We start from the raw sequence: 12,894 nt of genomic DNA, 5'->3' as shown, positions 1-12,894 counted from the left end.
AAAAACCAATCAATCTATAATTAATAAAGATTATCTAAAGAATAATCGTGATTTTGTCCAAAATTGTGCAGAAGACTTAAACTGATTATTTTCATATTCGAAGATGACTGTTTTTGTCAGATAGCGAAGAAATCATCAAAATAATAGACACATTATTTCAAGCAGGGATTACAAAAGACACATCAGTCCTCAAGGATATTCATCTAAACGATCCAAAATTTTCAAGTTTTAGTAATTTACCACCATATGATCTAAAAGATTATCAAAATACAATTGAATTAGAAGAACTCAGGTTTGTTAGTATTTCGGATTATAGTTATGAAATTAAAAATCCAAAGATCAGTATTTTTGGAGATTCTGCAGTTGTTGCAATGGAATTAAACCAAAAAGGAATGTTAGTTGACAATAAAGCATTCACTGGGGAACACATGGAAATTCAAGGAAGAGCTACTTTTGTTTTAGTAAAACAACCAACATGGAAAATTGCTCACATTCACCTATCAAAGATTAATGGATGAATCAGTTCTTTTTAGATTGTGGTTTGTTTGGATTAGGTTTGTTGCCTTTGGATTTGTTCTGATTAGGTTTGTTGCCTTTGGATTTGTTCTGATTAGGTTTGTTGCCTTTGGATTTGTTCTGATTAGGTTTGTTGCCTTTGGATTTGTTCTGATTAGGTTTGTTGCCTTTGGACTTTTGTTTTTTGCTTGATTTTTCGTTAGTTAACTTTTGGTACAATTTGAATGCCTGATCAACACTAGCATTTTGATGAACAATTGCTCTAACTGCTTTAATCATTGCAACAGGATGATCAGATTGCCAAATGTTTCTACCCATATCAACACCAACAGCTCCACCTTTAATGGAATTGTATGTTAATTGCAATGCATCACGTTCTGGAATTTTCTTTCCACCTGCAACAATAATTGGAACAGGACATGATTCAACTACTTTTTCAAAATTTTCACAATAGTAAGTCTTGACAATGTGTGCACCTTGTTCAGCTGCCATTCTACATGCCAATGAAAGATATCTAGCATCTTTGCCCAGTTCCTTTCCAACTGCAGTTACAGCCAAAACAGGAATTCCATATTGCTCAGCCTCACTTACTAACTTTCCAAGATTTACGACTGTTTGGTATTCATATTTAGAGCCAACAAAGATAGACATGGCAAGAGCACTTGCATTTAGTCTAATTGCGTCTTGAATGGATACTGTAATTTCTTCTTGAGATAAATCCTCACCAATAATACTAGAGCCGCCAGATACTCGAAGTACCATAGGAGTATCAGTCTCTGCAGGTACTGATGTTCTTTGAACACCTCTTGTAAGCATCAAGGAATCACAATGTTTTAGCAAAGGAGCAATCACTTTTTTTGGGTTCTCTAATTTTTCAGTAGGACCCAAAAAATATCCATGATCAACTGCCAACATTAGTGCGCGATTATTATGTGGTTTAATTATATTGGATAATCTATTTTTTAATCCCCAATCCATATCTTTTCGAATCTAAAAATGCCTTTCTTAAGCCTTTCTTATTTTGTTATGATTATCTTCATTGCGTTTTCACCACTTCGCGCATGATCAAATGCTTTTTGAGTATCAATAATTGGATAAGTGTGAGTGATTAGCTGCTTAACATCAATTTGTGATGACTCTATAAGATTTAGTGCCTCCTTGGTATCACTATCAGATGCAGCATAACTGGTAACAAGCGTAATTTCTTTTGAATAGATTTTACTCATATCCAAATCCATTGTTGCGCCTTTTGAAGGAACACCAAACATCATTACTGATCCACCCTTTCTTACCATATCAATTGCATCCTCAAGTGCTTTGAGACTACTGGTTGCAACGATTGCAACATCAACACCCCTCCCATCAGTGTGCTCTAGAATCTTTTGCTTACGAGTATCATCTGTAGAATGAATAGATTCTGTGATATTGAATTTTTTTGCAAAATCCAATCTAAAATTATTAACATCAAAGCAGAAAATTTTTGAGAATTTTTTTGCATGAGCCAACATAACATGCATCATTCCAGTAGGACCTATTCCAAAGATTGCAGTGCTGTCTCCTTCCTGATAATGAAATTTTGTCCATGCCCTTACACAACATGCAAGGGGTTCAATCATTGCAGCTTCCTCAAAACTCGTAGAATCAGATATTTTCAAAACTCCACCATGAGATACATTCCATGCAGGTACAACATATTGTTCAGACAAGCCACAGGGAAACAAATTGGTTTCATAGTATTTTTTACACATTGTTTCATTTCCATGGTAACAAAAATGACAATCATAACAGGGAACATGATGGTGAGTAAATACCCTATCGCCCTTTTTGAATTCAGTTACATTAGAGCCAACATCTAAAACTATGCCTGCAGGTTCATGACCCAAACGCATTGAGGGCTGGCCATACTGTCCAAATACTTTTTCCAAATCAGAACCACAAATTCCACATGCATGCATTTGAACCAAAATATCACCAGGTCCTAAAGAAGGATTATCTGTCTCACTTACAGAAATTACTGAGGGTTCTTTAACAGATGCAGTTTTCATGATTGATTGATAAGAAAATTGAGTATAAGTAGATTAAAAGATCAAACACCAAGAATCTTCTTTAACATTACTCTGTAATCAACTTCAGATTTTTCACTTCCTGTAGCAGGTAATGCAAACACCAAAGTAGATTTTTCAGCTCTTAATGCAGTCAACTCATCATTGATAGATTCTGTAATATCATCGCTAACTAAAATCAATCCCACATCAGAATCATCAGTTAGTTTCCTAATATCATCTAGAGCCTTTTGAGGGGATTCAGAAATAATACCTGGAACTCCTGCTAACTGAAAACTAGTTACAAATGATTTGCTTCCTACAGTGAATATTTTCACAAATTAAATTTTTGGCCATTCTAATTTAACCCTTTTTGGAAGGGGTCAGATCTGGAAAGGTTGATTTAGTTTAAAAAATCAGTAATTTTATGGCAGAAATTGATACTCAAAAAGATGTCTATCTATTCTTACATGGAAAAATGGATCTTAGAGAAAAAGCAACTAATGCATTAACTGCAAAAGGATTTCCAGCTGAGAAAATAACAATGGCATCTCCAAACAAAGTAGGAAATGTTGGAGATTACATGGCAATGTTATGGAGACCACCCACACCAGATCAAATCAAAATTCAACAAATAACCAAAGTTGAAGAAGTAGAGCCAGAGGGAATGATAGGTCTTTGGAAAGGAGTCTCACAAGAAGATATAGACTCTATTCCACTAGGATAAACTCAACTAAATCCAGCACCAAAATCAGAACCTTTGTCTAAAAGATCACCTGAATCTGAACTTTTTAATTTTCTAAACAACAACGTCTCATAAACTAACTTCATTGCAGCCTCATCATTTAGATTACAATCTTCTTTGACTATATTTTTGTATTTTTCTAATTTGACAGCATCTTGTTCATCAGGAGAAATACCATCATGTACCATTAGATTAGCAATTTTTTCAATTTCAGAATTTTGTTGTTCTTCATCCATAGTTGTCAATAAGGTTTCTAGTTATTAATACATTCGAACAAAAAGTAATCACAAATCTGAAAGCAGTCCTGAAAGAAAATCAGAAAACTCATCATCAGAAAAAATAATTTCTTCAACTTTATTTTTAGATTTTGCAAGTTTTACAGAATCCAAATGATAGCAAATCTCTTTTCCATTTAACTTCCCAAAATAAAATCCAGGACACGAACAGTAGAGACTATCAGGATCAACCCAGTGTTCTTCACCCTTTCCAACTACAGTCCAAATTCTCCTTTGACTAGGCTCAAAGACATGAAGTTTTACACGCTTTTCTGAAACCAAAGATTCAATTCTATCAGGGTCTTTGTTCACAAGGGTTTAATCAGATATCTGCAGTATAACTTTGATGCTGCAAACTAGAATCATTCCATCAAAACCTGCATTAATTTTAGATGGAGAAAAAAAGCATATAGTTGTAACAGACATGCATATTGGATTTGAAAGTAGTATGACATCAAATGAGATTTTCATTGGAAAAAATTCTACAATAAATGAAACAATCCAAGAATTGTCTCAGATTATCGATGCAGAAAAGCCGGATTCAGTAATTTTACTAGGAGATGTAAAATCAAGTATCAAAAGCATCTCAAAAAATGAATGGGAGGAAGTTCCACTGTTTTTTGAGAAAATTAGTCAAAAGTGTGATGTTGTGTTAGTTCCTGGAAATCATGATGCAAATATTTCAAGACTGATACCTCAAAATATTACTATGATTAGTTCAACTGGGATTGTTGAGGAAAATGTATTGCTGACTCATGGCCATACGATGCCATCAGAGAATTTCTCTCATATTGATAAAATTATCATGGGACATGTTCACCCAGTTTTCTTTCAAGAGGATTCCATAATAAATGGACAAAGAGTTTGGGTTTCAATGAAAATAGAAAAAGAGGAAATTTTTCCAAACAAGTCAGGGGAATTAGAAATTACAATAATTCCTTCATTTAACAAGTACTTTTATGCAACTCATAGAAAGAAATACAAAAAATCAATATCTCCAATAGTTGACAAGATAAAATCAGTAGGAAAAGCAAGAATTGTTACACTTGATGGGACAATTATTGGTAATGAATCAATTATTGATCAAGTTTTATGATTCAATTGGATCATATGGTTCTATAGGGTCTTTTGTTGTTTCATTGTTTTGCAACCACTCTAGTGTCTTAACAAAAGAATCTGCCAACTCAATAGTAGTTAGTACTGGAATTCCAAGCTCCAAAGCCTTTCTTCGAATTTGATATTCATCATCAAGCATTCCAACATATTTTTCCAAAGATAGTGTGCTTGGGATGTTTATGATAAAGTCAATCTTTTTCTCATAGAGTAAATCAGAAATGTTTGGTTTTCGTTCTGGCTCTGAAATTTTGTGTACTATCTCAACATCACCAACCTTTTCTTCAAAGAATTCTGCAGTGTGTTCTGTTGCTAAAATCTTGAATCCCAAGTGTTTGAGTTTTGCAATAGTTGGCAATAGTTTTTCCTTGTTTATAGCACCCCCAACAGTTACAAGTGCAGTTCCCTTGTCAGGGAGATTATATCCAACAGAAGTCAGTCCTTTTGATAATGCATCATAGAAGCTATCACCAAAGCATGCAGCCTCTCCTGTTGACTGCATCTCAACTCCTAATGCAATGTCTGCACCATCTAATTGCATAAATGAAAACTGTGGTACCTTGATTCCATAGTTGTGAATCTTTTGCCACTTGTTTTCAGGGATCTTAGGCAGGGGTTTGCCCAAAATAGCCTTAGATGCAAGAGAAATCAAGTTGGTTTTTACCAATTTTGAGACAAACGGCATAGAACGTGATGCCCTAATGTTTAGCTCAATTACATAAACGTGATTATCATGGATTAGAAATTGCAGGTTAAATGGACCTTTTACATTAAATGTTAATGCAATCTTTTTTGTATAATCATTAATTGTCTCAATAATTTTGTTGTTAAGACGCCATGGAGGAATACACATCATTGCATCACCAGAGTGAACACCAGCTGAATCAATGTGCTCAACTATTGCACCAATTACAACTTCTTTTCCATTACTTATTCCATCAACATCTACTTCAAGGGAATTTAGCATGAATTTTGATATTACAACTGGATGATCAGGGGAGACATCGGTTGCATCTTTTACATATGTTTTGAGTTCATCTTGTGACCATACAACTTTCATTGCAGCTCCAGATAAAACATATGAAGGTCTAACAATTACAGGGAATCCAACTTCTTGTGCAAAGTTTTTTGCTTCATTAAGATTTGAGAACGCTTGCCATTTTGGTTGCTGTATGTGTAGTTTGTCAAGCTCTGCACTAAACTTTGAGCGGTCTTCAGCTCTATCAACATCTATTGCACTTGTTCCCATAATGTTAATTCCATGTTGTGCAAGACCAGGAGTCAGATTATTTGCAGTCTGTCCACCAACACAAGTGATTACGCCTTTGGGGTTTTCAAATTCTGTAATATCAAGAATTCTTTCTTGAGTTAATTCTTCAAAATACAATCGGGTACAGATATCATAATCAGTTGAAACCGTCTCAGGATTACAGTTGACAACTGAAACATTTTTCTCACCATTTTCTTGCAACCCCCATACCATGTTGACTGTGCCCCAATCAAATTCCACACTGCTTCCAATTCTATATGGACCCGCACCAACTACTAGAATTCCTTTCTCATCAGGAGAAACTTCTACATCATGAGAGTTTCCACCATAAGTTAGATAAAGATAGTTTGTAACTGCAGGCCACTCTGCTGCAAGGGTATCAATTTGCTTGACAGAGGGAATTACGCCTAGTTTTTTACGCATTTTACGCACTTCGTCAGGAGTTTTGTCCTTTACTCTAGCAATTTGCTTGTCTGAGAAACCCATCTTCTTTGCTTCCCACATCATAGATTCATCAAGTTCTGATTCTTTGAGTTTTGATTCTGTATTTACAATATTTTGTATCTTTTCAATAAACCAAGGATCAATTGCAGACAATTTATAGATCCTATCAACAGAGATTCCCATCTTCAGCGCAATTGCAACATTGTATAATATTTGATCATCATGGTGTGAAAGTTTATCTTCAATCTCTTCTTCAGTGTATGTTTTACCATTTACACGATTCAAAACTAATCCGTCATTTCCAATGTCAAGCATTCTGATTGCCTTTTGTAATGATTCTTCAAAGGTTCTGCCAACTGCCATTACTTCACCAACAGATTTCATTGTAACTCCAAGTTTTCTATTTACTAGTTCAAACTTTGAAAAATCCCATCGCGGATGTTTACATACAATATAATCAAGAGATGGTTCAAAACATGCAGTTGTATTTTTTGTAATACGATTTACAAGTTCAGATAAATTGTAACCCAATCCAATCTTTGCAGACATGTATGCCAGTGGATACCCAGTTGCTTTGCTTGCAAGAGCTGATGAACGTGAAAGACGTGGATTGATTTCAATTGCAACAAATCTATCAGAATCAGAATCCAGTGCATATTGGATGTTGCATTCCCCAACTATTCCAACATGCTTTGTTGCACGTAATGCTGCAGAACGCAACATGTGGTATTCATGATTATCAATTGTCTGTGATGGTGCAACCACAATATTATCACCAGTGTGAACTTTCATTGAAAGGACATTTTCCATATTACAAACAATTACGTTATTGCCATCATAATCTTGCATTACCTCATATTCAATTTGTTTCCAATGACCAATGTATTCTTCAATTAAAACTTGACCCACCAGACTGGCCTTAAGACCACGCTCTACAATTTCATGCAGCTCAATCTCATTGTGGGCAATTCCACCACCACGCCCACCAAGTGTGTATGCTACTCTAATTATTACAGGATAAGATAATTCCTCTGCAATCTTTTTTGCATCCTCAAAGTTTGTTACAGTCTTACTTTTGAGTACAGGTACTCCTGCGTCTTTCATTTGATCTTTGAAAAGCTGCCTATCTTCAGTATTTTTGATGCCTTGTACCTGAGTTCCAAGAACACTTACATCGTATTTTTTGAGAATTCCGGCTTCCTCTAGCTTGACACCACAATTAAGAGCAGTCTGCCCCCCATATGCCAACATGATTCCGTCAGGTCTTTCCTTTTCAATTATTGATTCTACATACTTTGGAGTTACAGGTAAGAGATACACTTGGTCTGCAAATCTTGTATCTGTTTGAATTGTTGCAATGTTTGGATTAATCAATACACTTTTGATTCCATCTTCTTGAATTGCTTTGAGACATTGACTTCCAGAATAATCAAATTCACCGGCTTCTCCAATTTTGATAGCTCCACTTCCCAGTACAAGGATTTTCTTTAACGATTCATTTTTTGGCAACTATTCATTCCTCCATTAGTTCTTTTAATTCTTCAAAGACAAACTTACAATCAAAGGGACCAGGAGCAGCTTCAGGATGAAACTGTACTGCAACACAATTTTGTTTTTTGTGTTTTATTCCTTCTACTGTTTTATCATCTGCATTTGTAAACCATAATTTAAAATCAGATTTTTCTAGGGATTCAGGTTTGATTCCATAACCGTGATTTTGACTAGTAACATATACCTGATTAGTTTCTAAATTAATACAAGGTTTGTTTTGTCCTCTATGACCATACTTTAGTTTGTAAGTTTCAGTGTTACCAGCAATTCCAATAATTTGTGCACCTAAACAAATTCCAAGTGTGGGAACATTGTTTTCAATTAATTTTTTGGCAGTATCAATTGTAGCAGGACATTTTTGAGGATCCCCAGGACCACTGCTTAAAACAACTCCTTTGGGGTTGTAAGACATTATTTTCTCATAAGGCGTATCCCATGGAACCACAATTGCTTTGTAGCCAAGACTTCGGACATTTCGAATAATTGCATTTTTTGCACCAGTGTCAATTACAACTACAGACTCATTTCCATCTCCATAGATTTTCTCTTTCTTTGTAGAAACTTTATCCATAAATTGCTCAGAATTATAGTGAGTGGCAGAAGCCAATTCTTTTTTGACTTGTTCAACGTCAATTTCAGAATCAGATACTACAAGTGCTGCCATCATTACTCCGCTGCTTCGAAGTTTTTTTGTTATTGCACGTGTATCTATTCCAGAGATTCCAGGAACCTTTTCGTTGTACATCCATTCATCAAGAGTCATGGAGAGATTCCAATGACTTGCAGTAAGAGAGAGTTCATGTACAACAAGACCGCGAATTTGGATTCGTTCAGATTCAAAGAATTTTGGGATTCCATCATCATCAGTAATAGTTGGATCGGGAACTCCGTAATTTCCAACAAGAGGATAAGTCAAAGTTAAGATTTGACCATTGTATGAGGGATCAGTTAATGCTTCAGTATAGCCAACCATTCCAGTGTTAAAGACAATTTCACCAAAAACAGTCGTTGAATAACCAAATCCTACACCATCAAAAACAGTACCATCATCAAAGATCAGCTTTCCATGCTTGTTTGCGTGGATTGATTTCTTTGTAGTTATTGTGACCCTCGTAAAGTCCGCAAGAAAGTGAATTTAAGTTTTATGCGTAGTAAAGATAATAATTTTTGATCGCAAAAAGTTTGACTATAGTGCTTGGAACTCCTCGCTCCATTTGTGATATGCACGAATCATTTCAGTTGAAACACTTGGTTTTCTTCTTGCCATAATATCTTTGAAATCAGCAGTTGTAAGCTCTCTTGGTTGAACTGGTTCTTCTCCTTCTACTGGTTCATGGTAATCAGGTGCATTGAAAATCTCATGAACTGTTTTAATCTGGGCAGCTTGGCATATATCTTTGATATCACTGGCACTATATCCATCAAATAGTTTTGCCAGTTCAGTTGGATTAACTTTGTAGTCTTTGTTTAGTTTAGCAGTATATTGTTCAAAGAGATTTTCTCTTGCTGCCAGTGTTGGTAATGATACATAGATTCTCTTTTGGAATCTTCTAAGAAATGGCCAATCAAGACTCCAAGGTTTGTTTGTGGCACCAATTACATACATCATCAAATCTTTTCCTTTACCATTTACACCATCCATCTCAGTTAGGAATTGATTTTTGGTTCTAACTTCTCCACCAACTTCACTATTCCTTGAACCTAATAGGGAATCAACTTCATCTACAAACAAAATAACAGGCTTGCCTTCTTTTTCGGCATATTGTCTTGCCATTGAAAATAATTTTGAAACATTTTTCTCTGCCTCGCCTAACCACTTGCTCATCATAGAAGATGCATCGACATTGATAAAGTAACCATCCATTTCATTTGCAGTAGCAGCTGCAAGCATTGTTTTTCCTGTTCCAGGAGGACCATAAAGCAGCATTCCTTTTGGCCATCCAAGTGGAAATAAGTCAGGTCGTTTAGTTGGATATACGATTGATTCACGTAATGCACTTTTTGCATCATCTAAACCAATAACTTGGTCCCAAGTTACATCGGGTTTTTCTTTCATGATTAGTTCTTCAAAGTCATTCTCATTTTCTTGTCTCTGAACAGATTTCTTTTGTTCTTCATCAGAGGCTTTTGGATCAACTGCAGGCTCTACACCGTGTGCCTGCTGTAATGCATTAATTCTGTTATGATAAGAGTTGCATCTATCTTTGTAAATTGGATTTAGTTTACTATTAGGATATAATTGCAATAGTTTTACCAGTGCATCAATTGCCTGCTGATAATGAGTGATTGCCATTCCACGGGCACCTTGCGAATCAAATTTGATAGCCTCAGAGGCATATTTGCTAGCAGTGTTTTCTAGTTCTTGTGGGGCCATACTCATCTCAATTACCTACGCAGTATCCCTTTGAGAATTTTGTTGGTATCCTACTGTGTTAATCTCTGTAGCAAAATTGGTTAAATTAATTGCACTCGTTTCATGTTCATCATAGTCAGGCCCATCATGGTATTTTTTCTTAAAATCAGATTTTTCTGAGATATCAACATGAATGCCCTTAACCTTACTGATTGAATCCTCAGCAGACATAATCAATTCAGAAATCTCATCATCTAAATCCTCAATTGAGCCTGCGGCCTCAGAAATTACAGATACAAAATATTTGAGAATAGAGCGCATCTCTTTTTTGTCAGCATATTTGACTAACATGAAATCGGCAATTCCAACTATTTTATCCAAATCCTGCAATTCCTCTAGAGTTAATTTTTCAATATTTTTATCATCAGAAGACTTTACCTCAGAGATTTTCTTATCAAGTTTTGATGAAAGTGACTTTATGCGTTCTAGATCCTTTAAAAAATCTCGTTTAGAGTTTAGCACATTCAAGTATTAGATAATTTAAAAAAATCAACATTAGGATACTGCTTACTTATTTTAGAGTCCACCATCAATTTTACTTCATCTAGTAAAGTTGATGATTCAATGTTTGATTGACTAAAATCAAAGCTTGCATGAGTAAGTGCTGCTGAATCTAGCACTATACTACCCAAATGAACAGAAAGTTTGGATAGTTTTTGACTACAATCAGGAATTAGTTCATAGAGTTGAGCGCTAATTGTTCTAATTAGTGGAATGGATGAAGGCAAAACTTGAGGGATTGATTGGACGTTGGTGATACTTTTAGTCTTCTTTTTTGCAAGAGTCAAGACCTCAAGAGAGAATGCCATAATACGTTCAAGTTCAATTGATTGTAGATGAGTTTTATCAGTCTCATCAAAATCAAATATCAAATCCTTGTTTGATTGTTTCAAGTTATTCCTTTTTTGAGATATTACATCTACAATCTCATCAAGTAACAAAGTAGAGTATTCTAATCTAGGAGTTAAAGTTACAGAATGAGAGATATTTTCATTATCCATCTCCACACATTTGACTGACATGGAGTGTCTTTGATTAATTTTGTATATGAGGACGATGTCACAGGTAATTTAGTAACCACAGTTACACCTACCCGGAGATACAATTTTGATTTTTTTTGAGTATTTGTGTAAAGGAATTTAGCTCTCAATTTTACCTAATAACAAATCAATCATAATTATGGTCAATGAGCACGCATTAACAGTTAGCCTTGAAGAATTTGGTTTGAGCAAATATGAAGCCCAGGCATACGTAGCACTAATTGCCAAAGGCACTATTTCAGCAGGAGAATTGTCATATTATTCTGAGATTCCAAGAACCAAGATTTATCCAACTTTGCTAAAACTAGAAAACAAGAAGCTAGCAATAATTTCAAAAAGCAAGCCAATAATGTGTACTGCTATTGCCCCTGAAGACGCATTTGATGGAATTATCCACGAGCAAATCAACAAAGTAAATGCAATGAACACACTGGTCTCAAATCTTAAAAAAGCAAGTGAAGAAAGCAGGAAATCAAGAGGCTCAGAGGAGAAGAGATACTTTCACATTAGTGCAAACAATGCACTATCACAACTTCAAACGATGATTGAAGGCAGCAAGTCCTCAATCAAAATCATGGCAGATCAGTGGGGTTTTGGATTATTAGCAGAATGTAGAGAACAACTGATATCAGTATTACGTAGAAACTTGGATGTCAAAGTACTGGTTGCTCCAACACAAATTTGCTCAGAATCATACAGAGCAATTCCAGACGGAGTAGAAATTAGAGCATCAGACATTACACAAAATTGTTTTGTCTTTGATGAAACAGAATTACTAATGATAAACAACGATAATGGAAAAGGCGCAGTGTTTTCATCAACAGATATTCTTGGAGTAAATCAAGAAAAATTATTTTCTCATATTTGGAGAAATTCTACAAAAACAAAAGCACTTGCAGATATGACAAAAACAGAAGCCCAAGAAATCTACAAAATTATAAAGACAGTAAACGAGTCAGGATTAACACACATACTAAATGCCACAATGTTGTCAAAAAAACCTGAATTTGATTTATTTAGATTATTAGAAAAGAACGGTGTGTCTTTAAAATCAAAATCACTTGATGATGTAATTGAGATAATGGATGCAGTATTACAAATCACATGTTCAGGGCATGTGAACTTTGAGGCAAATACAAAAAACATTACAGTAGAATCAAAGACAAATAGCGGACATTCTCTTCCATGGGTTTCAGTGTTGGATAGATGTCTACAAAAACAAGGCTACACAACTAGAACTATTTTCCAGAATAATTTAAGCAAAGGTGAAAAAGTCCACATCAAAATAAGTAAAAACTAGCATTCCAATCTCTTCCAAAATGTCACTAAATTCCATCATGAAATAATTTTCAGTTGTAAAAGTCTTAAACCAAATTACATATCCCTTCGAGGTGACTTCCAAATTAGTTCAAGTCCCTCATTATTTTATGCATAGGAAGAAATGAAGATACCGTTTTGGGGTTAAAAATTGACGCAGAAAGGCGG

14 protein-coding genes are annotated in these 12,894 nt (G+C 35.1%); 4 read left to right on the top strand and 10 right to left on the bottom strand.

The annotated features are described in order from the left end of the window. Positions 1-113 precede the first annotated feature (113 nt). Complete coding sequence (locus C6989_RS08015) at positions 114-518, top strand: nuclear transport factor 2 family protein (protein ID WP_182126868.1); 405 nt, start codon at positions 114-116, stop codon at positions 516-518. A 1-nt stretch (position 519) separates the two neighbouring features. Here C6989_RS08015 and lsrF read toward each other — a convergent pair whose 3' ends face one another. From lsrF to C6989_RS08000, 3 genes are read right to left on the bottom strand one after another with little or no spacing between them, the layout of a single operon-like run. Beyond that, complete coding sequence (gene lsrF, locus C6989_RS08010; protein ID WP_182126867.1) at positions 520-1,494, bottom strand: 3-hydroxy-5-phosphonooxypentane-2,4-dione thiolase; 975 nt, start codon at positions 1,492-1,494, stop codon at positions 520-522. A gap of 38 nt (positions 1,495-1,532) precedes the next feature. Then, a complete protein-coding gene (locus tag C6989_RS08005) occupies positions 1,533-2,561 on the bottom strand; it encodes a zinc-dependent dehydrogenase (protein ID WP_182126866.1) in 1,029 nt (342 codons plus the stop codon). Positions 2,562-2,602: 41 nt separating this feature from the next. Continuing rightward, on the bottom strand, positions 2,603-2,896 hold the full coding sequence (locus C6989_RS08000) for a V-type ATP synthase subunit F (protein ID WP_182126865.1): 294 nt from the start codon (positions 2,894-2,896) through the stop codon (positions 2,603-2,605). 89 nt (positions 2,897-2,985) lie between these two features. Here C6989_RS08000 and C6989_RS07995 point away from each other — a divergent pair, with 89 nt between their 5' ends. Further along, entirely contained in the window at positions 2,986-3,285 is a 300-nt protein-coding gene (locus C6989_RS07995) for a hypothetical protein (RefSeq protein ID WP_148703130.1), read from the top strand. 2 nt (positions 3,286-3,287) lie between these two features. Here the strand turns inward: C6989_RS07995 and C6989_RS07990 are convergent, their stop codons facing one another. Further along, positions 3,288-3,539 carry a hypothetical protein gene (locus C6989_RS07990; protein ID WP_148703129.1) on the bottom strand — a complete coding sequence of 84 codons (252 nt, stop codon included), beginning with the start codon at positions 3,537-3,539 and terminating at the stop codon, positions 3,288-3,290. Positions 3,540-3,587: 48 nt separating this feature from the next. Next, positions 3,588-3,890, bottom strand: coding sequence for a hypothetical protein (locus C6989_RS07985; protein WP_148703128.1), 303 nt, complete (start codon positions 3,888-3,890; stop codon positions 3,588-3,590). Positions 3,891-3,924: 34 nt separating this feature from the next. On the opposite strand from C6989_RS07985, the gene C6989_RS07980 reads away from it, so the two are divergent. Further along, positions 3,925-4,674 carry a metallophosphoesterase gene (locus C6989_RS07980; RefSeq protein ID WP_148703127.1) on the top strand — a complete coding sequence of 250 codons (750 nt, stop codon included), beginning with the start codon at positions 3,925-3,927 and terminating at the stop codon, positions 4,672-4,674. Here the strand turns inward: C6989_RS07980 and carB are convergent. The 5 genes from carB to C6989_RS07955 all read right to left on the bottom strand — a co-directional run bounded on the left by carB (position 4,669) and on the right by C6989_RS07955 (position 11,391). Next, positions 4,669-7,914: a carbamoyl-phosphate synthase (glutamine-hydrolyzing) large subunit gene (carB, locus tag C6989_RS07975; RefSeq protein ID WP_182126864.1), complete on the bottom strand. Its 3,246-nt coding sequence runs from the start codon at positions 7,912-7,914 to the stop codon at positions 4,669-4,671. The genes C6989_RS07980 and carB overlap by 6 nt on opposite strands. A 4-nt stretch (positions 7,915-7,918) precedes the next feature. Beyond that, positions 7,919-9,040, bottom strand: a complete 1,122-nt coding sequence (gene carA, locus C6989_RS07970; protein WP_182127039.1) for a glutamine-hydrolyzing carbamoyl-phosphate synthase small subunit — start codon at positions 9,038-9,040, stop codon at positions 7,919-7,921. Between the two features lie 102 nt (positions 9,041-9,142). Next, positions 9,143-10,336, bottom strand: coding sequence for an AAA family ATPase (locus tag C6989_RS07965; RefSeq protein WP_148703124.1), 1,194 nt, complete (start codon positions 10,334-10,336; stop codon positions 9,143-9,145). A gap of 9 nt (positions 10,337-10,345) precedes the next feature. Then, positions 10,346-10,831: a hypothetical protein gene (locus tag C6989_RS07960; protein WP_255464672.1), complete on the bottom strand. Its 486-nt coding sequence runs from the start codon at positions 10,829-10,831 to the stop codon at positions 10,346-10,348. Between the two features lie 2 nt (positions 10,832-10,833). Next, positions 10,834-11,391, bottom strand: a complete 558-nt coding sequence (locus tag C6989_RS07955) for a hypothetical protein (protein ID WP_237087602.1) — start codon at positions 11,389-11,391, stop codon at positions 10,834-10,836. Between the two features lie 157 nt (positions 11,392-11,548). On the opposite strand from C6989_RS07955, the gene C6989_RS07950 reads away from it, so the two are divergent. After that, positions 11,549-12,709: a TrmB family transcriptional regulator gene (locus tag C6989_RS07950; RefSeq protein ID WP_182126862.1), complete on the top strand. Its 1,161-nt coding sequence runs from the start codon at positions 11,549-11,551 to the stop codon at positions 12,707-12,709. Positions 12,710-12,894 lie beyond the last annotated feature (185 nt).

Source organism: Nitrosopumilus sp. b2 (assembly GCF_014078535.1).
GTDB lineage: Archaea > Thermoproteota > Nitrososphaeria > Nitrososphaerales > Nitrosopumilaceae > Nitrosopumilus > Nitrosopumilus piranensis.
Note: the sequence above shows the minus strand (reverse complement) of the source record. Positions and strands in the feature narration are given on the sequence as shown.